Below are 23,804 nucleotides of genomic sequence, written 5' to 3'. Positions count from 1 at the left end.
CGCGGCCCCTACTGGGAGCCGCGGAAGTCCGTGCCCTCGACGATCAGACCCGCGACCAGCGCGCCCGACATGCCCGCGTGGGCGAGCCCGCCGCCCGGGTGCGACCAGCCGCCCGCGAAGTACAGGCCGGGCAGCGGGGAGACGTTCGCGGCGGGCAGCAGCCGGCCGCCGGCCCCGCCGAGGCCGGGCCCCGGCACCTCGGCGCTCCCCGTGTCGCGCCGTACGTCCTCCGGGGTGCGGACGTGCCGCCACAGGAGCCGGTCCGCGAGCCCGGGAACGGCGAGACCGGCGGCCTCGACCATCCGGTCGGCGAAGGCATCCCAGCCCTCCGCTCCGGAGGATCCGTCGACCGTCGCCGTGACCGTCACCGCCTCGTGCTCCCCGTCGGGCCGCAGCGCCGGGTCGTCCGGCCGGAGGACCGTCACGGTCGGCCGCCCGTCCGCCGCGTGGACGACCGTGCGGTGCGCGGCCGCCGCCTCCCGGGCCCCGCGCAGGGCCAGACAGACCGTCACCCGGCTCGTCCCCGCCTCCTGGTGCGGCGGCCAGTCGTCCTGCCGCTCCCAGCCGACGACCTGGTCGCGGTAGAGCGCGGGGACCGGCGCGCCGGAGACCACGTGGTCCGCCTCGACCGTCTCGCCCCCGGCGAGCACGACGCCGGCCGCCCGGCCGTCCTTCTCCAGGACCTCCTCCACGGGCGCCTCGAAGACGAACTCGACCCGCCGCTTGCGGCACCGCTCGTACACCGCGTCGGCCAGCGCCCGCAGGCCACCGCCCACGTACCAGCTGCCGAAGGTCTGCTCCATGTACGGCAGGACGGCGGCGGCCGCCGGGGCGGTCGCCGGGTCGAAGCCGTAGGACTCCGCGTACGCGTCGAGGAGGGCGGCGAGCCGGGGATCGCGCAGCTCGCGCGCGCCGACCTGGGCGAGCGTCGTCGTCGGGCGGCGCAGCAGACCGGCCTTGAGCGCGGGGTACGGCTCGCGGGCCAGCGGCGCCGGGTCGGCGGGCTGCGGCTCTTCGAGCAGCGGGCGCCGGGTACGGTCCCAGGCCTCGCGGGCCCGGGTCAGGAAGTCGCCCCACCGCTCGCCCGCACCCGCCCCGAGAGCCGCGTCCAGGGCGGCGACCGTGCCGGCCCGGGAGGCGTTCGGCAGGTCGACGCGGGTCCCGTCGGAGAAGACGTGACGGCTCGCCGGATCGACCTGGGTGAGCGTCACGCTCTGCTCCAGGGACTCCTTGCCGGTCTTCACGAACAGGTCGCGGTAGACGGCCGGGAGGTGCAGCAGCCCGGGTCCGGTGTCGAAGGCGAAGCCCTCGCGCTCGTACCGCCCGACGGCGCCGCCGTACGTCGCCGTCCGCTCGTACACCGCCACCCGGTGGCCCGCCACGGCCAGTCGGGCCGCCGCCGCCATGGCGCCGAGTCCCGCGCCGATCACCACAATCCGTGCCATGCGACGACCCTATCCGGGGCCGTCCGGCGGCCGTCACTCCAGGGCGGCCAGGCGCTTCTCCTCCCGGCGCTGGGCTCTGCGGCGCAGGAAGCGCCGGATCCGGCCGGCGAGGAAGACCAGTATGGCCAGGCCGAGGGCGAGCAGGACGGCCGCGATGATCGCCGCGGGCACCGGATGGAAGACCGCGAAGGTGACGATCCCGGCGACGCCGAGGTCCTCGGCCAGGCTGAGCGCCACGTTGCTGAACGGCTCGGGCGAGGTGTTCACCGCCATCCTCGTCCCTGCCTTCACGAAGTGGCTGAGCAGCGCCGTCGAACCGCCCACCGCGCCCGCCGCCAGCTCGGGGATCGAGCCGTTCTGCCCGGCGAGCAGGGCGCCGACCACGGCGCCCGCGATCGGCCGGATCACGGTGTGCACGGAGTCCCAGACGGTGTCGACGTACGGGATCTTGTCCGCCACCGCCTCGCACAGGAAGAGGATGCCCGCGACGACGAGGACGTCCGTGCGCTGCAGGGACTCGGGCACCTCGTCGGTGAGTCCGGTCAGGCCGAAGACGCCGAACAGCAGGACCACCGCGTACGCGTTGATCCCGCTCGCCCAGCCGCTGGTGAACACCAGGGGGAGTACCGACATCCCGAAAGCGTAACCAGTCTGAGTATCCGTACCTAGATGCCGACTGAGTACGCGTACGGATTCGTCCCGGCCCCGTGGAGGGAAGAGTGGAGCCCTCGGAAGGGGCGCGGCTCCGGCACCGCCGGCACGGGGCTGCGGAACGGAGCCGCGCACCTGCCGCCACGGGGGAGAGAAGAAGCCGGTGGGGCGGGCTCGGGGGGATCGAGCCACGCCGCACCGGCTTCGTCGTGCGGTCGGGTGTGCGTTCAGGTGCGCGGTCGGGTGTGCGGTCGGGTGTGCGGTCAGCGGCCGCCGACGCGGCCGTGCAGCAGCCGCGAGAGCGCCGCGTGCACGTCGTCGAGCGAACGGCCGCTCTGGAACGCCTGCCAGTCGAGCGCCGCCACGAGCACCATCCCGACCAGCGCCGCCGCCGTCAGCTGCACGTCGATGTCCTCGCTCAGCTCGCCCTCGGCGACACCGGCCCGCAGGACGCCCTCGACCACCGCGACCGCCTCCTGGCGGACCACCAGGAGGGTCGAGTTCCAAGCCCGGTTGGTGCGCCAGAGCTCGGCCACGTACAGCTGGGTGAAGGCCGGGTAGCGGTCGATGAAGACGAGACCGGCCCGGATCATCGCGTCGATCGCGTCGATCCGGCTGCCGCCCCGCCCGGCGGTCTCCTCGGCCGCCGTGCGGAGCGAGGAGGTGAGCAGGGAGACCCCGTGGCGCAGCAGCTCCTCGAAGAGCTCGGTCTTGCTCTTGAAGTTGTAGTAGACCGTGCCCTTGGCCACCCCCGCCCGCTCGGCGATCTCGTCGACCGTCGTCGCGGAGAAGCCCTGCTCCGCGATGAGGGTGACGGCCGCCTCGTAGAGCTTCGCGCGGGTGGCCTGGCGTCGGGTGCTGCTGCTGTCCATGGGGGTGATTCTCACAGGTTCAGAGCGACAGTTCGGGGTGCAGCCGGTCGAGCGTCCACACCTGCTTCCGGCGGGCGGACAGTGCGGTCAGGGCCAGGGCGCCCAGGGTGAAGGCGGTCAGGACGGCGCAGGCCTGCCAGACGGGTCCGGGGTCCCCGCCCGAGATGAGCCGGCGCAGGGCCTCGACCACGTACGTCATCGGGAGGAAGGGGTGGACGGCGTTGAAGAAGCCCGGGCTGGTCTGGACGGGGTAGGTGCCGCCCGCCGAGGTCAGCTGGACCATGAGGACCGCGAGGACGAGGATCCGGCCGGCCGCGCCGAAGCGGGCGTTGAGCCACTGGATGATCGCCGCGAAGCAGCAGGTGACGAGGGCGAGGAAGCCGACCGTGCCGGCGGCCCTGGCCATCTGGAGGCCCAGGCCCCAGTGCAGGACCGACATGAGCGCGCCGACCTGGAGGACGCCGATCGCCACCACGGGCAGCCAGCCGGCGAGCGCGATCCGCCAGGCGGAACCGCCGGCCGCGAGGGCCCGCCGGTTCATGGGCTGGATGATCATGTACGCGACCATGGCGCCGACCCAGAGGGAGAGCGGGATGAAGTACGGGGCGAAACCGGTGCCGTAGTTCGGGGCCTTGTGCAGCGACTGGGCGGCGAGCTTGACGGGGTCGGCCATGACCTCCGTGCGCAGGTCGCGCTCCTTGTCGTCGTAGTCCGGGATCTGCTTGACGCCGTCGTGCAGGCCCACGGCCAGCTCGCCGGAGCCGTCGGCCAGCTTGAACAGGCCGCCGTCGAGCTCGCCCGCGCCCTTCTTCAGCTTGCCGATGCCCGTGTCCAGGTTCGTGGAGCCGGTCTTGGCGGAGCTGATGCCGGAGTGCAGCTTGTCGGCGCCCTTGGCGACCTTCTGGGCGCCCGCGTTGAGGTCGTTGATCTTCTTGATGGCGCCCTCCACGTCCTCGTCGAGGTGCGGGGCGCGCACGGCCAGCTCGTCGGCCTGCTTCTTCAGCTTGACGAGCTTCGCGTCCAGGGCCTTGAGGTCGCCGGTGTTGTCCTTGGCCAGCGTGTGGACGTCGTCCGCGAGGGTGGCGACGTCGCTCGCGCTCTGCGCGGCCTTCGCGAGCGTGCCGCAGATCCGGACGAGTGGCTCGTCGGTCTTCGCCTCGGGCCTGAGCTCGCACTCCTCGCGGTGGAGCGTCGCCAGCTCCTTGTCGGCCGCGTGGGCTCCCGTACGGACGAGGGGGGCGCGCTCGACGAGGTCGTCGAGGTTGTTGCGGACGGCCACGACGGCGTCCGAGGTGAGCTTGGCGGTGTCGCGGATCGAGGTGCCGTTGTTCGCGAGGTACGGGCGGACCTTGTCGGCCGTCCCGTTGACCTTGTCGGCGAGGGACTGCGTGCCCTGCGCGACCTTGAGCGAACCGGCCTCCAGGTCCTTGGCGCCCTTGTCGAGCTTCTTGAGCCCGGCGGCCAGGTCGCCGCTGCCGGTCTTGGCGTCGGCGAGTCCGTCGGAGAGGCTCTTCGAGCCCTTCTTCGCCTTGTCCACGCCGTTCTTGAGGTCGGTCGCGCCCTTGGCCGCCTTCGCGGTGGCGTCGTGGATGCCGGAGAAGGAGATGAAGATCTTGTCGAGGAAGGTGCGGGAGGACTTGGTGGAGGCGGCGGTGCGCACCTCGGAGAAGACCGTCCGCGAGATCTGGCCGACGATGTAGTTGTTGGCGTCGTTGGTCCGCACCCGCAGCGCGCCGGTCTCCGGGGAGTCGCCCGAGCTGGAGGCGATCCGGGAGCTGAAGTCGGCGGGCATGGTCAGGGACAGGTAGTACGTCCCGTCCTCGACGCCCTTGCGCGCCTCCTCGTCGCTCACCTGGTGCCACGCGAAGGTGTTGCTCTCCAGGAGCCCCTTGGCGATGTCGTCGCCGGCGTTGACGGTCCTGCCGTCGGTGGTGGCGCCCCGGTCCTCGTTGACGAGGGCGACGGGGATCTTGTCGAGGCGGCTGTAAGGGTCCCAGAACGAGTACAGGTAGAGGGCGCCGTAGAGGAGGGGGAGGAGCAGGACGGCGACGAGCGCGGCGCGCGGCAGCTTTCCGCGGCCGAAGCGCTTCAGCTCAAGCGCGGCGAGTTTCGGCGAGCGCATCGGCTGCCCCCTCCTCGGTGTCGGTGTCGGTGTCGGTGTCGGAATGGGGGTGGGTGTCGGCGTCGGGGGCGGCCCCGGTCATCCCGTCGTCCGCCTCGGGCTCGTCGTCCGTCTCGGGCTCGTCGTCCGCGGCGGTCCCGTCCGCGGCGGCGGGTACGCCGTCCAGCTCCTCCTCGTCGACCGTCGTGATGCGCAGGGCGCCCGCGGGTGCCTCGGCGCAGACGGCGAGGACGGTCGTCCCGGCCTCGGCCACCGAGCGCAGCAGCGCCCAGGCCTCGGCCCGGTCGGCGTCCGAGAGCTTCAGGTCCGTGTCGTCGAGGGCGATGAGCCGGGGGCGGCCGATCAGGGCCAGGGCGACGGTGAGCCGCAGGGCTTCGAGCCGCTCCAGGTCGCGTACGGAGGTCCGCTCGCCCTTCGGCAGGGCGTCGAGGTCGAGCCCGGCGGCGGCCACGGCCTCGTCGATGCGGGCCCGGGCCTCGGCGGCGCGCTCGGAGGGGCGGCGCAGCAGCGCCCGTACGGAGCCGTCGAAGCGGCGCTGGAGCATGACCCGCTCGCGCAGGTGCTCGGCGACGGTGAAGGCGGGGTCGAGTTCGCTGACGCCGGGGACCTGGCCGAGCGCGCTGATCCGGCGCGCCGCGGCGAGCTTGCGGGGCAGGGGGACGCCGCCGGTCTCGGCGTGGCCCTCGGTGGCCTTCATCCGGCCGGTGAGGGCGAGCAGCAGGCAGGTGCGGCCGGAGCCGGAGGGGCCCTCGATCGCCACGAGCGTGCCCGGTTCGGCCCGGAAGGAGACCTCCCGGAAGGCCCAGCCGCGCGGTCCCTTCAGGCCGAAGCCCTCCGCGACCACGGCGGCGCCGTGCGGCTCGTCGGGCTGCGCTTCCACGGGCCCACCCCCCACTTCCCCGTTTTTGAACTGACTGGTCAGTTCAAAAGTTACCCGGAGGTAGTGAATCAAGCAAAACCCCAGGTCAGAGCCGATTGTCAGTGGGGCCCGGCACGATAAAGGGCATACGGCCACAGAGCCGTCACACGCAGACAGGAGGCTCCGTCATGGCCGGTCCGTCCGTAGCAGCCCCGCCCGTCCTCGACCTGCTCGACAAGGCCAGGGCGGGGCTCGCCGAGGCCGCTCTGCTCGACCGGCCCCACGAGCGGTACGCCACCGCCCACCTCGCCGCCCTGCGCGCCGCCGCGGCCGTCCTCGCCGCGCGCGCCGTGCCCGACACCGCCCCCCGACACCGGCAGCGGATACGGAGCGCCTGGGAGCTGCTGCCCCGGCTCGCGCCCGAGCTGGCCGAGTGGAGCGCCCTCTTCGCCTCGGGGGCCGCGCGCCGGGCCCGCGCCGAGGCAGGCATCGCGAGCGCGGCGACCCGGCGCGAGGCCGACGACCTGCTCAGGGAGGCGGGGCGCTTCCTCGACCTCGTGGAGGGGCTGCTCGCCGTCCAGCCGCCCCTGCCCCGCCGGCCGACGGGGGGAGAGGCCGGTGGATGATCCGAAACGCGGGCTTGAGGCCATAGGGTGGGGAGCGTTCGTACCCGTCACCGAGGAGTCAACAGCCGTGCCGGACCCTTCCCCCGTCTTCGGTCGAGAGACGTCGTCGCGCCCGTCGCGCGCCTCCCTGCGTACCGCCGTCGTCTGGGACGTCCTCAAGGACGCCCTCGACCGCCGGGTCAAGGCCACCGGGAAAGACGGCCTCGACGTCCTCGACACGGGTGGCGGCTCGGGCAACTTCGCGGTGCCGGTGGCCCGCCTCGGCCACCGGGTCACCGTCGTCGACCCCAGCCCCAACGCGCTCTTCGCGCTGGAGCGCCGCGCCGCCGAGGCCGGTGTCGCCGACCGGGTCACCGGCGTCCAGGGGGACATCAGCGGCCTCTTCGACGTGGTCGCCCGCGAGTCGTACGACTCCGTGCTCTGCCACGGCGTCCTGGAGTACGTCGACGACCCCGCCGAGGGCGTGCGGCACGCGGTGGCGGCGCTCCGTCCCGGCGGCAGCCTGAGCCTGCTCGCCGCCGGACTCGGCGGCGCCGTGCTCGCCCGGGCGCTCGCCGGCCACTTCACCGAGGCCAGGACCGCGCTGACCGACCCGGCCGGCCGCTGGGGCGACGGCGACCCCGTGCCCCGCAGGTTCACCGCCGAGCAGCTCGTCGAGCTCAGCGGGCAGGCCGGCCTCGAGGTGGGCGCCGTGCACGGCGTCCGCGTCTTCGCCGACCTGGTCCCCGGCGTCCTCGTGGACACCGAGCCGGGCGCCGCGGAGGCCCTCATGAAGCTGGAGGCCGCCGCCGCCGAGCTGCCCTCCTTCCACGCCATCGCCACCCAGCTGCACGTACTCGGCGAGAAGCGCGCCTGACGGGCGGCGACACCCGATCGGCGGAGTGCGCCACAGCCCGCCCGATCCGGGGCTTTGCCCCGTATGATCGGGGGACACCATCCGGCATGACGGAGACGGGCCCGGGGAATCAACGCCTCAGGAACCGATCCGCATGGCGGCCCGGATTGGCTTTTCGGCATTGAGGGCGGGTTTCACGGGGGCGATTCCCTGCCTATCCTGAAAGGGCCGCAAACCGGTCGCCCCCGCGACCGACGACTAGGAGGACTCCGTGCCGCTCTCGGAGCACGAGCAGCGAATGCTCGAGCAGATGGAGCGAGCGCTGTACGCCGAAGATCCCAAGTTCGCGACAGCGCTCGAAGGAAGCGGACTGCGCACGTACACCCGTCGCCGGGTGTACCAGGCAGTCGCAGGCTTCCTGGTGGGTATCGCGCTCCTCATGGCCGGAATGGTCGCTCAGCAGATCTGGATCAGCGTGGTGGGGTTCCTCGTCATGCTGGGCTGCGCGGTCCTGGCGGTCACCGGCTGGCGCAAGGCGCCCAAGCCGGGCGAGCAGCAGGCCAGGGGCGGACAGGCCGCAGGCGGCCGACAGTCCCGGCAGCGACGCTCCACCATGAACCGCATCGAAGAGCGGTGGCAGCGCCGCCGCGACGAACAGCAGGGCGGCGGCCACTGACGGGCCGCTGAGCGGCAGCCCCGCACCCCCGCGCAACCGAGCCCCGCAGGGCCCGAGCCTCGGCTCGCCGCCCGGCGGGGCTCCGCCGCGTCCGTAACCGATCACCCGAGCTCCCGGCCGGGGCTCGGGGGATGCCGTGGCCCGGCCCACCACCCCGCACGGTCCGACCTGCCCCCCGGGAGCCACACAGCGGTGGCTCCCGGGGGGGCAGTGCCTCACGGTGCCGAGCGGGGCGTCCGGCGCAGGGCGTTCGGCAGCAGGGTCGTGCGCCGTCGGGACCAGGACGCCGTCGCCGACGCCCACCACGCCGAGGCCGCCCAGCGCAGCCGGACCGCCGAGCGGGGCGCGAGGAGCGCGTGCAGGCGGGCCTTGCGGCCGGCGCTCGCGTGGAAACCGGCCCTGACCCGCTCCGCCTCCGCGGCGAGACCCGCCACCGGCTCGGGCCGGGGCGCGTACAGGACCTGCTCCACCGCACCGGCGACCCGGTGCACCGCCTCGGCCGGTTCACCCCGCAGGTCACCCAGTCGGACCAATCGCTCCGCGATCTTCCTCGGGGTGAGGGAATCGTCCGGCTCGACCCCGTGGTCCCAGGCCGTGTCGGTGATCTCGCGCCAGACCGCGAGGGTCCGCGCCGCCAGCTCCTCCGGGCCGCGACCGGCGCCGGACCCGAGCCGCCGGGCCCGTACCCGCTTGCGCCAGAGCATCGGCAGGAACGGTACGGCGAGCAGCAGGAGCACCCCCGTCGAGATCAGCGCGATCTGGAGGACGTCCGGTCCGCCGCCGTCCGAGAGGTCGCCCGCGAGCGCCTCGTCCGGCCCGCAGTCGCCCATGCGCCGCATCTGCGCCGTGCAGCTCTCCGAGGCCGTCGGGGCGACGGTCGGCCGTGCCGAGGCGCTCTGCTCCGGCCGCGCCGGACCCGTCGCCGTGCCCGTCGGCGTCGTCGCCCGGGTGTACGCCGGGGTCGAGCCCCGCGAGGGCGTCGGCTCGAACCGGGTCCAGCCGGCCCCCTCGAAGTACAGCTCGGGCCAGGCGTGCGCGTCCCGGATGCCCACCGAGACCGAGCCGTCGGTCTGCGTGGTGCCCGGCATGAAGCCGACGGCCACGCGCGCGGGGATGCCGAGCGAACGGGCCATCGCCGCCATCGAGAAGGAGAAGTGGACGCAGAAGCCGCGCTTGTCCTTGAGGAAGCGGGAGATCGCCTGCGCTCCGGTGCCGGATTCGACGTCCACGTCGTACTGGAAGCCGCCCTCCTCGGAGAACCAGTTCTGGAGCTTCACCGCCCGCTCGTAGTCGTTGCCCGCGCCCTTCGTGACCTCCACGGCCGCCGTCCGCACGTCGGCGGGGAGGGCGACGGGGACCTTCGTGTACTCGTGCCGCAGCTTCTCCGGCGCGGGCTGCGCCGCCGCCAGCTGCTCGGCCGTGGGCCGTACGTCCAGGCTCGTGACCTGGTAGCGGGCGCCCCGGGTCGTCTGCTTGTCGTCGCCGACGAGCATCCGGCCGGCCGGCTCGAACCGCCAGTTGCCCGAGACCTCGACCCGGCCCGCCGGGAACGGCATCGGCAGCCACTTCTGCTCGTACGCGTCCGAGGCGACGATGTTGGTGGTCACCTCCGTGATGTCCATCGACTGCGCGAGGCCCTGGGGCCAGGGCAGCTGCGGGGGCACGTCCTCGATCGGGCGGACCGAGGACTTCCACGAGGTGCCGTCGAACTGGTCCAGGGCGACGAGCCGCAGGTAGAGACCGCTGTTGTCCTGGGCGTTGGTCCGGTAGCGCAGGACCTCCCGGTCCTCCTGCTGGCGCAGGTTGTCCTGGAGCGAGACCAGCGGGTTCACGGCCGAGATCGTGCCGCCCCGGCCGTTCCCCGAGCCGCCCTCGCCGTTTCCGCCGCCGAACAGGCCGCCCGAGAACCCGGGCAGCGCGAGCGGCACGACCAGCGCGACGCCCATGGCGACCGCGCCGATCCGGCGGCCCGTACGGACCGGGGCGAAGGCGGAACCGCCGGTCGCCACCGACGAGCCCCGCGGCCCGGAGCGCTGGGCGGCCCCGAAGACCCGCCCCCACTGCGAGAGCCGGTCGCGGCCCTCGGCGAGGAGCAGCAGCAGGTAACCGGTGGCGGCGAGGAGGAACCAGAGCCAGCCCGCGCCGCCCCCGGAGAGCCCCGCGGCCACCGAGTACAGCGCGAGGAGCGGGAGCCCGGCCGGGGCCGCCTTGCGGAAGGTGACCGCCAGGGCGTCCACCAGGAGCCCTATCGCCACCACGCCGGCGACGAGCAGGAGCCGGATGCCCTCGGTGTCCGGCGCGGGGACCGCGTACGTCCCGACGTCCTCGACGCCCGCCCGGAACAGCTCGACGATCCAGGCGAAGGCCGCCGGCCCCGGCACCAGCCAGAGGACCGCCTGCCCGCGGGCGAAGAACAGGGTCAGCGCGAGCACGACCGCGACCAGCTGCGCGAGCAGCGTCAGCGGCCGGGCCAGCGGCACCCGCCGGGTCAGCATGCCCACGGCGCTCACCAGGGCGAGGACGAAGGCCGCCGTGAAGATCCAGGTCGCCGGCTTCACCAGCGGGAGCAGGGCCCCGGCCGCCATCAGGGTGGCGCCCCAGGCGGCGAGGGTCAGCCGCGCGCGGCCGCTCATGACCAACCTCCGTACGTGTCGGCGGCGGACTCCGCGCGGACGCCGGCCGCCTGCTGCCACAGGTCCGCGAGCCGCGCCCCGGCGGGCACGGCGAGCGCCGTCCAGCCGGCCTCGCGCAGCTGCCGTACGCGGTCCTCGACCGCCCCGGAGACCGCGCCGCCCGTCAGCCAGGTGCCCGAGTCCAGGACGAAGGCGACGGCGGCGCCGGTCCGGCCGCGCATCCGGGCCGCGAGCGCGGCCTGTCCCTCGTCGAGGTCGCCGAGGAAGGCCACGAGCAGGCCCTCGTCGCCCCCGCGCAGCACGTCGGAGGCGCGGGAGAGCCCGGCGCCCTCGGAGTGGTCGACGATCGCGAGGGTGTCCATCAGCAGGCCGGCGGTGTCGGCCGAGTCCTGCGTCGAACCGGCGAAGCCGTCGGACCCCTCACCGGGGACCGTGCTGCCGGAGTCGGTGAGCAGCCGGACCGCGTACCCCCGCCCCAGCATGTGCACCAGGGCCGAGGCCGCGCCGGAGACCGCCCACTCGAAGGCGGAGTCGGGGCCGCTGCCCTGGTAGGCGATCCGGCGGGTGTCGAGGAGGACCGTGCAGCGGGCCCGCTGCGGCTGCTCCTCGCGCCGCACCATCAGCTCGCCGTACCGGGCGGTGGACCGCCAGTGCACCCGGCGCAGGTCGTCGCCGTGCCGGTAGGCGCGGGGGATGACGTCGTCGTCGCCGGCCAGCGCCAGGGAGCGCTGGTGCCCCTCGCCGTACCCCGAGGACTCGCCGGTGAGCTTCACCGGGGGCAGCGCCTCGGTCCTCGGCACGACGGTGAGGGTGTCGTACGCGCTGAAGGAGCGGGTCAGCTCGCACAGGCCGAACGGGTCGTTCAGCCGGAGCTGGAGCGGGCCGAGCGGGAACCGTCCGCGCAGGTCGGAGCGGACCCGGTAGGACACCTCGCGCCGGCCGCCCGACTCGACCCGGTCGAGGACGAACCGGGGGCGGGGGCCCAGCATGTACGGCACGTGGTCCTGGAGCATCAGCAGCCCGGTCGGCAGCTTGGAGACGTTCTCCATGCGCAGCTGGACCCGGGCCTCGGAGCCCGCCTCCACCCGCTGCGGGGTGAGCCGGCGGGCGGCCGCGACCCGGTAGCGGGTGCGGTGCAGGACGAGGACGCAGATCAGCGGCAGGGCGGCGAGGAGCAGCCCGACGCGCAGCAGGTCCGCCTGGCCGAGGACGTACGCGCAGACGGCGGCGGCCACCCCGGCGGCGAGGAACGACCGGCCGCGGGTGGTGAGACCGCCGAAGGCGGCCCGCAGACCGCCCCGGTCGTCGTCGCCCCGCCGCCCGTCCGGCACGGAGGCGGCTGCGGAGGCGGCCCCCATCACAGCCGCCGGGCGCCGGGCTGCTGCTGGCCGAGGTGCGGTCCGGCGGGCGGGGCCGCGGCCGGCACCGGGGTGCGCTGGAGGATGTCCTGGACGACCTGCTCGGCCGTGCGCCGGTTCAGCTGGGCCTGCGCCGTCGGCAGCAGCCGGTGGGCGAGGACGGGTGCGGCGAGGGCCTGGAGGTCGTCCGGCAGGACGTAGTCGCGGCCGCTGAGCGCGGCGGAGGCCTTCGCGGCCCGCAGCAGGTGGAGCGTGGCGCGGGGCGAGGCGCCGAGCCGCAGGTCGGTGTGGGTGCGGGTGGCGGCGACGATGTCGACCGCGTACCGGCGCACGGCGTCGGCCACGTGGACCGCCCGCACCGCCTCGATCAGCTTCAGGATGTCGTGGGCGTGCGCGACCGGCTGGAGGTCGTCGAGCGGGGAGACCGAGCCGTGCACGTCGAGCATCCGCAGCTCGGCGTCGGCGCTCGGGTAGCCCATCGAGACCCGCGCCATGAAGCGGTCGCGCTGGGCCTCGGGCAGCGGGTAGGTGCCCTCCATCTCGACCGGGTTCTGCGTGGCGACGACCATGAACGGGCTGGGCAGCTCGTAGGTCTGGCCGTCGACCGTGACCTGCCGCTCCTCCATGGACTCCAGGAGGGCCGACTGGGTCTTCGGCGAGGCGCGGTTGATCTCGTCGCCGATGACGATCTGGGCGAAGATCGCGCCCGGCTTGAACTCGAACTCCCGCTGCTGCTGGTCGAAGATCGACACGCCCGTGACGTCCGACGGCAGCAGGTCGGGAGTGAACTGGATGCGGCGCACCGAGCAGTCGATGGACCGCGCCAGCGTCTTGGCGAGCATGGTCTTGCCCACGCCGGGGACGTCCTCGATGAGGAGGTGCCCCTCGGCGAGCAGAACGGTCAGCGAAAGCCGTACGACCTCGGGCTTCCCCTCGATCACACCCTCCATCGACCTGCGGACACGCTCCGCGGTCGTGGTCAGATCAGCGAGGTTCGCTCGATCGTCATAGGTCGTCACCCGGCCCTCCTCGGCCTTTCCGGAACACCGACACCTGCCCCCGTCCGGACGGACGGGGGGTGTCACCCGAGCATTCTTGATGCCGTGGCCGGGTCGTGTCACTCGCCTGAGGACAAGTGCGAGGGAAATGCCGGGGTTTGAACCGTTACGCCGGGTCGCCCCCGACCGTCACGACGGGTCGCCGTCGGTACTCGCTCCGGACTTACTCCGGGTCGATCTCGCGCAGCAGGCCCGTCGTCACGTCGAAGACGAAGCCCCGGACGTCGTCGGAGTGCAGCAGGAACGGGGAGGTCCGGACCCGCGCCATCGACTGGCGGACGTCCTGGTCGACGTCGCGGAAGGCCTCCACGGCCCAGGTCGGACGCTGGCCGACCTCGTGCTCCAGGTCGTGCCGGAAGTCCTCGGTGAGCGATTCGAGACCGCAGCCGGTGTGGTGGACCAGCATCACGCTGCGCGTGCCGAGGGCACGCTGGCTGATCGTGAGGGAGCGGATCACGTCGTCGGTGACGACGCCGCCCGCGTTGCGGATGGTGTGGCAGTCGCCGAGCTGGAGCCCGAGGGCCGCGTGCAGGTCGAGACGGGCGTCCATGCAGGCGACGACGGCGACGCGGAGCACGGGACGCGCGTCCATGCCCGGGTCGGTGAAGTGCGAGGCGTACTGCTCGTTCGCCGTGACGAGGCGGTCCGTGACCGAACCGGTGGCGGGTATGGCGTCGGCGGTGGGGTGCGCGGAGGTCGACATGGTTTTGACGTTAACGGTCACGCGCCCCCCGAGCCTGCTGTGAGAGGGGACAAAGAACCGCGATTGACCTTGTTGTGAGGTAACCCACAGCCCCCGGCCGTCGGCCTCCGAACGGGTGAGCCGTCCGGAATGTCCCGCCGGTACGCCGGGTCCGCGCGACGCGCCAGCCGGTTGATTGACCGGCGCGCCCCGTGGACTAAAGTGACGCGAAGTTCACGGAGACATTGAGGATATCGAGCGATTTCCGCGGTTTCTCCCCCGTGTGTGCGGTGGCATTTACGGCTCGGCCTTCTCCCGCTCGCCGGTCGGACCCGGCGGTACGTGCCTCCGCGCCGGATCTGAGAGGGCGCATTGAGCAACGACCGCCACGTCCCGGTGATGCTCCAGCGGTGCCTGGACATGCTGGCCCCCGCACTGGAGCGGCCCGGCGCGGTCGTCGTCGACTGCACCCTGGGCCTCGGAGGCCACAGCGAGGCCCTGCTCACGAGGTTCCCCGAGGCGCGGCTCGTCGCCCTCGACCGGGACAAGGAGGCGCTGCGCCTCTCCGGCGAGCGCCTCGCCCCCTACGGGGAGCGCGCCACCCTCGTCCACGCCGTGTACGACGAGCTGCCCGAGGTCCTCGACCGGCTCGGCATCCCGAAGGTGGACGGCGTCCTCTTCGACCTCGGCGTCTCCTCCATGCAGCTGGACGAGGCCGACCGCGGCTTCGCCTACGCCCAGGACGCCCCGCTCGACATGCGCATGGACCAGTCGACCGGCATCAGCGCGGCCGAGGTCCTCAACACCTACCCGGCCGGCGAACTCGTCCGCATCCTGCGCGCGTACGGCGAGGAGAAGCAGGCCAAGCGGATCGTCTCCGCCATCGTGCGCGAGCGCGAGAAGGAGCCCTTCACCAACAGCGCCCGGCTCGTCGAACTCATCCGGGACTCCCTGCCCCAGGCGGCCAAGCGCGTCGGCGGCAACCCGGCCAAGCGGACCTTCCAGGCCCTGCGCATCGAGGTCAACCGCGAGCTCGAAGCCGTCGAGAACGCGATCCCGGCGGCCGTGAAGGCCCTCGCCGTCGGCGGCCGGATCGCCGTCCTCTCGTACCAGTCCCTCGAGGACCGCATCGTCAAGCAGGTCTTCGCGGCCGGCGCCGCCACCACCGCCCCGCCCGGCCTCCCGGTCGTCCCCGAGAAGTACCAGCCCCGCCTGAAGCTGCTCACGCGCGGCGCCGAGCTCCCGACGGAGGAGGAGGTCGCCGAGAACCGGCGCGCCGCCCCCGCGCGTCTCAGAGGCGTCGAGCGCATCCGGGAGGACGTGCTGTGAGTACGGCGAAGGGGCCCCTCAAAGGGAGGGCGGCGCGGCTCGGACGGCTCATGCCTTCGGGGCCGAGCACGGCCGCCCGTACCCCCTTCGTCCTGCTCGTCTTCGTCCTGCTCGGCGGCGGGCTCATCACCCTCCTCCTGCTGAACTCGGCCCTCAACCAGGGCTCGTTCAAGCTGCGCGAGCTCAAGGACAGGACCACCGAGCTCACCGACGAGGAGCAGGCGCTCCAGCGCGACGTCGACGTCTACGTCGCCCCCGACGCCCTGGAACGCCGGGCCCGCGAGCTCGGCATGGTCCCCGGCGGCAGCCCCGCGTTCCTCGGGCCCGACGGCAAGGTGCTCGGCGAGCCCTCGGTCGCGCGGTCCCCGAAGCCGACCCCGACCCCGACCCCGAAGCCCACGGCGATCGGTGCGCCCGGCGCGAGCGCCACGCCGTCCGCGCCGGGCGGCGCCGACGGGCCGTCGGCCACTCGGCCCGGCCCCGGGCGGACACCGGCCACGACGGCCGGCACGCTCCCCACCACCGGAGGGACCACGAAGCCGGGCCCCACCGGCACCGGCCGCCCACCGACGACGCCGGTACGGGAACCACGGGAAACCGCGCCGGCACGGCAGACCGACGAAACCGCTCCGACGACCTCCGGTAGGTGACCCGCAGTGCCCTCAGAGGAGCCCCCGCGCCGCCGCGTCCCCGGACCGGCCCGTCCCTCGCGCCCACGCCCCGCCTCCGGCGACCGCGCGTCCCGCGACCGCGCACCGGGATCGGGTGCCGACCGCACCCCCCGCGACCGCACCCCCCGCGACCGCACGTCCGGCGACCGCGCCCCCCGCGACCGTACGGCGGGAGACCGCACCCCCCGCGACCGTAGGGCGGGAGACCGCCCCTCCCGGGACCGTACGACCGGCGAACGCGCCGGCGCGGACCGTGCCGCGCGTGACCGCGCGTCCGGGGACGGCGCCGCCCGTCCGCGTACCCCGGGCGCCCGCGGCTCCGGGGCCCGCGGCTCCGCGGCCCGTACCCCCGGAGCCCGCACGGCCGGCGCCCGCACCCCCGGCGCGCGCGGTTCACGGCCCGCGGCCCGGCCCGCCGCCAAGCGGCCCGCGCCGCGCCCGGCGCGCAAGCCGCGCACCATCCGGCTCGGCAGCCCCCGGCCCCGGCTGCGGCTGATCTCCTTCGGGCTCACGCTCGTCATGCTGGCCTTCGTCGTCCGGCTGCTCCAGGTGCAGGCCGTCGACGCCAGCGCGTACGCGGCCAAGGCCGACCGGTACCGCTTCCAGGAGTACACGCTCTCCGCCGACCGCGGCGAGATCACCGACCGCAACGGCATCGCGCTCGCCGCCAGCGTCGACGCGTACGACATCACCGCCGACCCCAAGCTGTTCACGCCCGAGGAGTCCAAGCTCCCCGACGCCCCCGAGCAGGCCGCCGCCCTCCTCGCCCCCATCCTGGGCAAGGAGCCCGCGGAGCTCGCCAAGAAGCTCCGCACCCCCAAGTCCCGCTACACGCTGCTCGCCCGCAAGCAGACCCCGCAGGTCTGGAACCAGATCAAGGACCTCAGGAAGGTCTACGGGCAGAAGGCCCAGGCCAAGGGCGGCACCGGCGTCAACCTGCTCGGCGGCATCCTCAGCGAGCCCAGCAGCAAGCGCGTGTACCCCAACAACGAACTCGCCGCCGGGATACTGGGATACGTCAACGCCGAGGGCCGCGGCGCCGGCGGCATCGAGTCCCAGCTCGACCCGCAGCTCGCCGGCAAGGACGGCAAGGTCCGCTTCACCGAGTCCAACGGCCGCCAGGTGCCCACCGCGGGCTCCCAGGGAACCCCCGCCGTCCCCGGCTCCGACATCGAGCTGACCATCGACCGGGACATCCAGTGGGCCGCCCAGAAGGCCATCACCGAACAGGTGCGGAAGTCCAAGGCCGACCGCGGCTACGTCGTCGTGCAGAACACGCGGACCGGCGAGGTCCTGGCCATGGCCAACGCCCCCGGCTTCGACCCCAACGACCTCTCCGCCGCCAACTCCGCCGCCATGGGCAACGCCGCCCTCCAGGACGCCTACGAGCCCGGCTCCACCGCCAAGGTGATCTCCATGGCCGCCGTCCTCGAGGAGAACAAGGCCGACCCCGGCACCCACGTCACCGTGCCCAACCGGCTCCACCGCGGCGACCGGCTCTTCAAGGACGACATCGACCACCCGACCTGGTACCTGACGCTCAACGGCGTCCTCGCCAAGTCCAGCAACATCGGCACCATCCTGGCCACCGGCCGGCTCGGCGAGACCCAGGCCGAGTCCAACAAGGTCCTCCACTCCTACCTGCGCAAGTTCGGCCTCGGCAGCCCCACGGGACTGGACTTCCCGGGCGAGACCCCCGGCATCCTCGCCGAGCCCGGGGACTGGTCGACCTCCCAGCAGTACACGATCCCCTTCGGCCAGGGGCTCTCCGTCAGCGCCATGCAGGCCGCCTCCGTCTACTCGACCGTCGCCAACGGAGGCGTACGGGTCGAGCCGACCCTCGTCCGCGGCACCAAGGGCGCCGACGGCCGCTTCACGCCCGCCCCGGCCCCCGAGGAGAGCCGCGTCGTCAGCGAGAAGACCGCCGACACCCTCGCCAAGATGCTGGAGTCCGTCGTCGAGGACGAGGAGGGCACCGGCAACAAGGCCGCCATCCCCGGCTACCGCGTCGCCGGCAAGACCGGTACCGCCAACCGCGTCGACCCCGAACTCGGCCGGTACAAGGGCTACACCGCCTCGTTCGCCGGCTTCGCGCCCGCCGACGACCCGCAGGTCACCGTCTACTGCGCCATCCAGAACCCCACGAAGGGCAGCTACTTCGGCGGCCAGATCTGCGGACCCATCTACAAGAAGGTCATGGAGTTCGCCCTCAAGACCCTCCACGTCGCCCCCACGGGCAACGAACCGGCCCGACTGCCGGTCACCTTCGAACCCCCCACCCCGTGACACTCCGGAGTACCAGTGACAACGATCACCCCCCATTCCGGGAACCGGAAATCGAACTCCGGCGACGCCCCGGGCTCTTTTGGCCCCGCACAGGGTGCGCCCGGTACGCTCACCGCCGTGCCACACGCTGATCAGTCCCGAACCACCCCGCCCCGGCCGGAGCAGGAGCGCCCCACACCCCTGGGCGACCTGGCCGCACAGCTGGGCGTCGACACCCTCGACGCCGGCCCCGCCGGATCCGACGCGGCGTCCGTCGCCGTCACCGGCATCACGCACGACTCCCGGGCGGTACGCCCCGGGGACGTGTACGCGGCCCTGCCCGGCGCCCGCCTCCACGGCGCCGACTTCGTCGCGCAGGCCGCCGGACTCGGCGCCGCCGCCGTCCTCACCGACCCGACCGGCGCCGAGCGCGCCGCCGCGACCGGCCTGCCGGTCCTGGTCGTCGAGGACCCGCGCGGCCGGATGGGCGAGCTCGCCGCCGCGATCTACGGGCGGCCCGGCGACGACCTCCTCCAGATCGGCATCACCGGCACCTCCGGCAAGACCACCACGGCCTACCTGGTCGAGGGCGGACTGCGCGGCGCCGGACACCGCACCGGGCTCGTCGGCACCGTCGAGATGCGCATCGGCGACGAGCGCATCAAGTCCGAGCGCACCACCCCCGAGGCCACCGACCTCCAGGCCCTCTTCGCCGTCATGCGCGAGCGGGGCGTCGAGGCCGTCGCCATGGAGGTCTCCAGCCACGCCCTCGTGCTCGGCCGGGTCGACGGCTGCGTCTTCGACGTCGCCGTCTTCAACAACCTCAGCCCGGAGCACATGGAGTTCCACTCCGACATGGAGGACTACTTCCGGGCCAAGGCCATGCTCTTCACCCCCGAGCGCAGCAAGCTCGGCATCGTGAACGCCGACGACGCGTACGGCCGCCGGCTCGCCGAGGAGGCGACCGTCCCGGTCGTCACCTTCTCCGCCGAGGGCCGCGAGGACGCCGACTGGCGCGCCGAGGACCTCGTCCTCGGCTCCCACGACTCGACGTTCACCGCCGTCGGCCCGCGCGGCGAGCGGATCTCCGCCACCGCCCCGCTGCCCGGCCCGTTCAACGTCGCCAACACCCTCGCCGCCATCGCGACCCTCGCCGCCGCCGGCCTCGAACCGAAGGCCGCCGCCGACGGCGTCGCCGCCGTCCCCGGCGTCCCCGGCCGCCTGGAGCGGGTCGACGCCGGACAGCCGTACCTCGCCGTCGTCGACTACGCCCACAAGACGGACGCCGTCGAATCGGTCCTGCGCTCCCTGCGCGAGGTCACCGAGGGCCGCCTCCACGTGGTCATCGGCTGCGGCGGGGACCGCGACACCACCAAACGCGGCCCGATGGGCGCCGCGGCGGCCCGGCTCGCCGACACCGCCGTCCTGACCTCCGACAACCCCCGCTCCGAGGACCCGCTCGCGATCCTCACCGCGATGCTCGCGGGCGCCGCCGAGGTCCCGGCCGGGGAGCGCGGAGACGTCCTGGTCGAACCCGACCGGGCCGCCGCCGTCGCCGCCGCCGTGCACCGCGCCAGGCCGGGGGACACCGTCCTGGTCGCCGGCAAGGGCCACGAGCAGGGCCAGGAGATCGCCGGGGCCGTACGCCCCTTCGACGACCGCGAGGTGCTGCGCGCGGCCATCCTCGAACAGGCGGGCCTCGACCACCAGCAGAAGGCCCGGGACATCCGGGAAGACAGCCCCCAGAACAGTCAGGGATGAAGCAGTGATCGCCCTCTCCCTCGCCGAGATCGCCGAAATCGTCGGCGGGCAGACGCACGACATACCGGATCCGGCCGCCCGGGTCACCGGGCCCGTCGTCATCGACTCCCGCGAGGTGCGGACCGGCGGCCTCTTCGTCGCCTTCGCCGGTGAGCACGTCGACGGCCACGACTACGCGGAGCGCGCCGTCACGGCGGGCGCGGCGGCCGTCCTGGCCGCCCGGCCCGTCGGCGTACCCGCGATCGTCGTGGACGACGTGCAGACGGCGCTCGGGGCCCTCTCCCGCGCGGTCGTCGAGCGGCTCGGCACCGATGTCGTCGCCCTCACCGGCTCCGCCGGCAAGACGTCCACGAAGGACCTGATCGCCCAGGTCCTCGACAAGCACGCCCCCACCGTGTGGACGCCGGGCTCCCTGAACAACGAGATCGGCCTGCCGCTCACCGCGCTCCGCGCGAGCGAGGAGACCCGGCACCTGGTCCTGGAGATGGGCGCCCGCGGCATCGGCCACATCCGCTACCTCACCGGCCTGACCCCGCCCCGCATCGGCCTCGTCCTCAACGTGGGCACCGCCCACATCGGAGAGTTCGGCGGCCGGGAGCAGATCGCCCAGGCGAAGGGCGAACTCGTCGAGAGCCTGCCGTCCGCCGAGGACGGCGGCATCGCGGTCCTCAACGCCGACGACCCGCTCGTCCGCGCGATGGCGAGCCGCACGAAGGCCCGCGTGACCCTCTTCGGCGAAGCGGACGAAGCGGCCGTACGGGCCGAGAACGTCCGCCTCACAGAAACGGGACAGCCTTCTTTCAGGCTTCACACACCCACCGGGTGCAGCGACGTGACCTTGCGCCTGTACGGTGAGCACCACGTGTCGAACGCGCTCGCCGCGGCCGCCGTCGCGCACGAGCTGGGCATGCCAGTCGAGGAGATCGCCACCGCGCTCTCCGAGGCGGGCACCCTGTCGCGCTGGCGCATGGAGGTCACCGAGCGTCCGGACGGCGTGACGATCGTCAACGACGCCTACAACGCCAACCCCGAGTCCATGCGGGCCGCCCTGCGCGCGCTCGCGGCCATGGGCAGGGCCGCTCAGGCCCGAGGGGCGCGCACGTGGGCGGTGCTCGGCAAGATGGCCGAGCTCGGTGACGCATCGCTCGTCGAGCACGACGCGGTCGGACGGCTTGCCGTCCGGCTCAACGTCAGCAAGCTCGTCGCGGTCGGGGACAGGGAAGCGTCCTGGCTGCAACTGGGCGCATATAACGAGGGTTCGTGGGGTGAGGAGTCGGTGCACGTGTCCGACGCGCAGGCGGCTGTCGACCTGTTGCGCAGGGAACTGCGTCCGGGGGACGTCGTCCTTGTGAAGGCTTCCAGGTCGGTCGGTCTCGAAGGGGTCGCGCAGGCACTCCTCGACACCGAGGGTGAGGTCGCCGGACGATGAGGCAGATCCTCTTCGCTGGGGCCATCGGCCTCTTCCTCACCCTGATCGGTACGCCGCTGCTGATCAAGCTCCTGGCCCGCAAGGGGTACGGGCAGTTCATCCGCGACGACGGCCCCCGCGGCCACGCCGGGAAGAAGGGCACGCCCACCATGGGCGGCATCTCCTTCATCCTGGCGACGCTCATCGCGTACGCCCTGGCCAAGGTCATCACCGGCGAGGACCCGACGTACTCGGGCGTCCTGGTGCTGTTCCTCATGGCCGGCATGGGCCTGGTCGGCTTCCTCGACGACTACATCAAGATCGTCAAGCAGCGTTCGCTGGGCCTGCGGGCCAAGGCGAAGATGGCCGGCCAGCTGATCGTCGGCATCGCCTTCGCCGTGCTCTCGCTCCAGTTCGCGGACGCCCGGGGGAACACCCCGGCCTCCGAGAAGCTCTCCTTCATCACGGACTTCGGCTGGTCCATCGGCCCGGTGCTCTTCGTGGTCTGGGCGCTCTTCATGATCCTGGCCATGTCCAACGGCGTGAACCTGACGGACGGCCTGGACGGTCTGGCCACCGGTGCCTCGGTGATGGTCTTCGGCGCGTACACCTTCATCGGGCTCTGGCAGTTCCAGGAGTCCTGCGCCAACGCGGTGACGCTGACCAACCCCAACGCGTGCTTCGAGGTGCGCGACCCGCTGGACCTCGCGGTCGTCGCCTCCGCCCTCATGGGCGCCTGCTTCGGCTTCCTGTGGTGGAACACCTCGCCCGCCAAGATCTTCATGGGTGACACCGGCTCGCTGGCCCTCGGCGGCGCGCTCGCCGGTCTCGCCATCTGCTCCCGCACGGAGCTTCTCCTCGCGCTGCTCGGCGGCCTGTTCGTGCTGATCACGATGTCCGTGGTCATCCAGGTCGGCTCGTTCAAGATGACCGGCAAGCGCGTCTTCCGGATGGCCCCCCTCCAGCACCACTTCGAACTCAAGGGGTGGTCCGAGGTCCTGGTCGTCGTCCGGTTCTGGATCATCCAGGGCATGTGCGTGATCGTGGGCCTGGGTCTCTTCTACGCGGGATGGGCAGCCGAAAAGTGACGGAACAGCTCGACTGGAACGGCAAGAAGGTCACCGTCGCGGGGCTCGGGATCTCCGGCATCCCGGCCGCGCGGGTGCTGCACGGCCTGGGCGCCGTCGTGACCGTCGTCAACGACGGCGACGACGAGCGCTCCCGGGCCCAGGCGGCCGACCTGGAGGCGGAGGGAATCACCGTCCGCCTCGGCGACGGGGCCACCCTGCCGACCGGTACCGAGCTGATCGTCACCACCCCCGGCTGGCAGCCCGACAAGCCGCTCTTCACGGCCGCCGCCGAGGCGGGCGTGGAGGTCTGGGGCGACGTCGAGCTGGCCTGGCGCCTCCGGGGCCCCGACGCGGCCCCGTGGCTCGCGGTCACCGGCACCAACGGCAAGACCACGACCGTCCGGATGCTCGCCTCGATCCTGGAGGCGGCGGGCCTGAGGACGGCCGCCGTCGGCAACATCGGGGTCTCGCTCCTCGACGCGGTCCTCGGCGAGGAGCCGTACGACGTCCTCGCCGTCGAGCTCTCCAGCTACCAGCTCCACTGGTCGCCCTCGCTCCGCGTCCACTCGGCCGCCGTCCTCAACCTGGCGCCCGACCACCTCGACTGGCACGGCTCCATGGAGGCGTACGCCGCCGACAAGGGCCGGATCTACGAGGGCAACACGATCGCCTGCGTCTACAACGTCGCCGACCGGGTCACCGAGGACCTCGTCCGCGAGGCCGACGTCGAGGAGGGCTGCCGCGCCATCGGCTTCACCCTCGGCACCCCCGGCCCCTCCCAGCTCGGCGTCGTCGAGGGCATCCTCGTCGACCGCGCCTTCGTCGAGAACCGGCAGAAGAACGCCCAGGAGCTCGCCGAGGTCGCCGACGTCCAGCCGCCGGCCCCGCACAACATCGCCAACGCGCTCGCCGCCGCCGCCCTCGCCCGCGCCTTCGGCGTCGACGCGAAGGCCGTACGGGACGGACTGCGGGCCTTCCGGTCCGACCCGCACCGCATCGAGCTGGTCGAGGAGGTCGAGGGGGTCACGTACGTCGACGACTCCAAGGCCACCAACACCCACGCGGCCGAGGCCTCCCTCGCGGCCTACGAGTCGATCGTCTGGATCGCCGGCGGCCTCGCCAAGGGCGCCGCGTTCGACGAGCTCGTCGCCGCCTCGGCGAAGCGCCTGCGCGGCGCCGTCCTGATCGGCGCCGACCGCGCGCTGATCCGCGAAGCCCTGGCGCGACACGCCCCGGAGGTCCCGGTGGTGGACCTCGACCGGACCGACACTGGGGCGATGTCCGAGGCGGTCCGTGAAGCGGCGGGGATGGCCCGTCCGGGGGACACGGTGCTCCTGGCCCCGGCCTGCGCGTCGATGGACATGTTCACCAACTACAACAAGCGGGGCGAGGCCTTCGCGGACGCCGTCCGCGCGCTCGCCACCACCGGGGACGCCTGACCTGACCAGCGGGAGGGTCCGGCCGGACCGGGCACGACTGGAGG

19 protein-coding genes are annotated in these 23,804 nt (G+C 73.3%); 10 read left to right on the top strand and 9 right to left on the bottom strand.

Annotation, left to right across the window (positions count from 1 at the left end; all coding sequences use genetic code 11):
- Positions 1-8 precede the first annotated feature (8 nt).
- From AB0G79_RS08080 to AB0G79_RS08060, 5 genes are all read right to left on the bottom strand, one after another.
- Positions 9-1,445, bottom strand: a complete 1,437-nt coding sequence (locus AB0G79_RS08080) for an NAD(P)/FAD-dependent oxidoreductase (protein WP_360801989.1) — start codon at positions 1,443-1,445, stop codon at positions 9-11.
- 33 nt (positions 1,446-1,478) lie between these two features.
- Positions 1,479-2,078, bottom strand: a complete 600-nt coding sequence (locus AB0G79_RS08075; protein WP_360801986.1) for a DUF4126 domain-containing protein — start codon at positions 2,076-2,078, stop codon at positions 1,479-1,481.
- Between the two features lie 281 nt (positions 2,079-2,359).
- On the bottom strand, positions 2,360-2,968 hold the full coding sequence (locus AB0G79_RS08070) for a TetR/AcrR family transcriptional regulator (RefSeq protein ID WP_360801983.1): 609 nt from the start codon (positions 2,966-2,968) through the stop codon (positions 2,360-2,362).
- A gap of 19 nt (positions 2,969-2,987) precedes the next feature.
- Positions 2,988-5,090, bottom strand: coding sequence for a YhgE/Pip domain-containing protein (locus AB0G79_RS08065; RefSeq protein WP_360801981.1), 2,103 nt, complete (start codon positions 5,088-5,090; stop codon positions 2,988-2,990).
- Positions 5,062-5,970 carry an ATP-binding cassette domain-containing protein gene (locus AB0G79_RS08060; protein WP_360801978.1) on the bottom strand — a complete coding sequence of 303 codons (909 nt, stop codon included), beginning with the start codon at positions 5,968-5,970 and terminating at the stop codon, positions 5,062-5,064. The genes AB0G79_RS08065 and AB0G79_RS08060 overlap by 29 nt, the downstream gene beginning before the upstream one ends.
- A 167-nt stretch (positions 5,971-6,137) precedes the next feature.
- Here AB0G79_RS08060 and AB0G79_RS08055 point away from each other — a divergent pair, with 167 nt between their 5' ends.
- The 3 genes from AB0G79_RS08055 to AB0G79_RS08045 all read left to right on the top strand — a co-directional run bounded on the left by AB0G79_RS08055 (position 6,138) and on the right by AB0G79_RS08045 (position 8,086).
- Positions 6,138-6,575: an SAV_6107 family HEPN domain-containing protein gene (locus AB0G79_RS08055; protein WP_360801975.1), complete on the top strand. Its 438-nt coding sequence runs from the start codon at positions 6,138-6,140 to the stop codon at positions 6,573-6,575.
- A gap of 67 nt (positions 6,576-6,642) precedes the next feature.
- Positions 6,643-7,431, top strand: coding sequence for a methyltransferase (locus AB0G79_RS08050; RefSeq protein ID WP_360801972.1), 789 nt, complete (start codon positions 6,643-6,645; stop codon positions 7,429-7,431).
- Positions 7,432-7,681: 250 nt separating this feature from the next.
- A complete protein-coding gene (locus tag AB0G79_RS08045; protein ID WP_360801969.1) occupies positions 7,682-8,086 on the top strand; it encodes a DUF3040 domain-containing protein in 405 nt (134 codons plus the stop codon).
- A gap of 215 nt (positions 8,087-8,301) precedes the next feature.
- Here the strand turns inward: AB0G79_RS08045 and AB0G79_RS08040 are convergent, their stop codons facing one another.
- From AB0G79_RS08040 to AB0G79_RS08025, 4 genes are all read right to left on the bottom strand, one after another.
- Positions 8,302-10,719: a DUF3488 and transglutaminase-like domain-containing protein gene (locus AB0G79_RS08040; RefSeq protein WP_360801966.1), complete on the bottom strand. Its 2,418-nt coding sequence runs from the start codon at positions 10,717-10,719 to the stop codon at positions 8,302-8,304.
- Positions 10,716-12,077, bottom strand: a complete 1,362-nt coding sequence (locus tag AB0G79_RS08035) for a DUF58 domain-containing protein (RefSeq protein ID WP_360801963.1) — start codon at positions 12,075-12,077, stop codon at positions 10,716-10,718. The genes AB0G79_RS08040 and AB0G79_RS08035 overlap by 4 nt, the downstream gene beginning before the upstream one ends.
- Positions 12,077-13,096, bottom strand: a complete 1,020-nt coding sequence (locus tag AB0G79_RS08030; protein ID WP_360801960.1) for a MoxR family ATPase — start codon at positions 13,094-13,096, stop codon at positions 12,077-12,079. Before AB0G79_RS08030 ends, AB0G79_RS08035 begins: the two co-directional genes overlap by 1 nt.
- 202 nt (positions 13,097-13,298) lie before the next feature.
- Positions 13,299-13,838: a carbonic anhydrase gene (locus AB0G79_RS08025; RefSeq protein ID WP_360801957.1), complete on the bottom strand. Its 540-nt coding sequence runs from the start codon at positions 13,836-13,838 to the stop codon at positions 13,299-13,301.
- A gap of 351 nt (positions 13,839-14,189) precedes the next feature.
- On the opposite strand from AB0G79_RS08025, the gene rsmH reads away from it, so the two are divergent.
- From rsmH to murD, 7 genes are all read left to right on the top strand, one after another.
- Positions 14,190-15,146, top strand: coding sequence for a 16S rRNA (cytosine(1402)-N(4))-methyltransferase RsmH (gene rsmH, locus AB0G79_RS08020; RefSeq protein ID WP_360801954.1), 957 nt, complete (start codon positions 14,190-14,192; stop codon positions 15,144-15,146).
- Between the two features lie 50 nt (positions 15,147-15,196).
- Positions 15,197-15,796, top strand: coding sequence for a hypothetical protein (locus AB0G79_RS08015; protein ID WP_360801951.1), 600 nt, complete (start codon positions 15,197-15,199; stop codon positions 15,794-15,796).
- 6 nt (positions 15,797-15,802) lie between these two features.
- Positions 15,803-18,103: a penicillin-binding transpeptidase domain-containing protein gene (locus tag AB0G79_RS08010; protein ID WP_360801948.1), complete on the top strand. Its 2,301-nt coding sequence runs from the start codon at positions 15,803-15,805 to the stop codon at positions 18,101-18,103.
- A gap of 117 nt (positions 18,104-18,220) precedes the next feature.
- Positions 18,221-19,843, top strand: coding sequence for a UDP-N-acetylmuramoyl-L-alanyl-D-glutamate--2,6-diaminopimelate ligase (locus AB0G79_RS08005; RefSeq protein ID WP_360801945.1), 1,623 nt, complete (start codon positions 18,221-18,223; stop codon positions 19,841-19,843).
- A 4-nt stretch (positions 19,844-19,847) separates the two neighbouring features.
- Positions 19,848-21,272 (top strand): UDP-N-acetylmuramoyl-tripeptide--D-alanyl-D-alanine ligase, encoded by a 1,425-nt coding sequence (gene murF / locus AB0G79_RS08000; protein WP_360801942.1) that lies wholly within the window; start codon positions 19,848-19,850, stop codon positions 21,270-21,272.
- Positions 21,269-22,339 (top strand): phospho-N-acetylmuramoyl-pentapeptide-transferase, encoded by a 1,071-nt coding sequence (mraY, locus tag AB0G79_RS07995; RefSeq protein ID WP_360801939.1) that lies wholly within the window; start codon positions 21,269-21,271, stop codon positions 22,337-22,339. Before murF ends, mraY begins: the two co-directional genes overlap by 4 nt.
- Positions 22,321-23,760 (top strand): UDP-N-acetylmuramoyl-L-alanine--D-glutamate ligase, encoded by a 1,440-nt coding sequence (gene murD / locus AB0G79_RS07990; protein WP_360801936.1) that lies wholly within the window; start codon positions 22,321-22,323, stop codon positions 23,758-23,760. The genes mraY and murD overlap by 19 nt, the downstream gene beginning before the upstream one ends.
- Positions 23,761-23,804: the final 44 nt, after the last annotated feature.

Source organism: Streptomyces sp. NPDC020807, from assembly GCF_040641575.1.
Lineage (GTDB): Bacteria > Actinomycetota > Actinomycetes > Streptomycetales > Streptomycetaceae > Streptomyces.
This window is presented reverse-complemented; position numbering and strand designations above follow the sequence as displayed.

Excerpts from the sequence above, each read along its gene's own strand:
- AB0G79_RS08080 (WP_360801989.1), bottom strand. The coding sequence starts at position 1,445 with ATGGCACGGATTGTGGTGATCGGCGCGGGACTCGGCGCCATGGCGGCG.
- AB0G79_RS08075 (WP_360801986.1), bottom strand. The coding sequence starts at position 2,078 with ATGTCGGTACTCCCCCTGGTGTTCACCAGCGGCTGGGCGAGCGGGATC.
- AB0G79_RS08070 (WP_360801983.1), bottom strand. The coding sequence starts at position 2,968 with ATGGACAGCAGCAGCACCCGACGCCAGGCCACCCGCGCGAAGCTCTAC.
- AB0G79_RS08065 (WP_360801981.1), bottom strand. The coding sequence starts at position 5,090 with ATGCGCTCGCCGAAACTCGCCGCGCTTGAGCTGAAGCGCTTCGGCCGC.
- AB0G79_RS08055 (WP_360801975.1), top strand. The coding sequence starts at position 6,138 with ATGGCCGGTCCGTCCGTAGCAGCCCCGCCCGTCCTCGACCTGCTCGAC.
- AB0G79_RS08040 (WP_360801966.1), bottom strand. The coding sequence starts at position 10,719 with ATGAGCGGCCGCGCGCGGCTGACCCTCGCCGCCTGGGGCGCCACCCTG.
- AB0G79_RS08035 (WP_360801963.1), bottom strand. The coding sequence starts at position 12,077 with ATGGGGGCCGCCTCCGCAGCCGCCTCCGTGCCGGACGGGCGGCGGGGC.
- AB0G79_RS08025 (WP_360801957.1), bottom strand. The coding sequence starts at position 13,838 with ATGTCGACCTCCGCGCACCCCACCGCCGACGCCATACCCGCCACCGGT.
- AB0G79_RS08015 (WP_360801951.1), top strand. The coding sequence starts at position 15,197 with ATGCCTTCGGGGCCGAGCACGGCCGCCCGTACCCCCTTCGTCCTGCTC.
- mraY (WP_360801939.1), top strand. The coding sequence starts at position 21,269 with ATGAGGCAGATCCTCTTCGCTGGGGCCATCGGCCTCTTCCTCACCCTG.
- murD (WP_360801936.1), top strand. The coding sequence starts at position 22,321 with ATGGGCAGCCGAAAAGTGACGGAACAGCTCGACTGGAACGGCAAGAAG.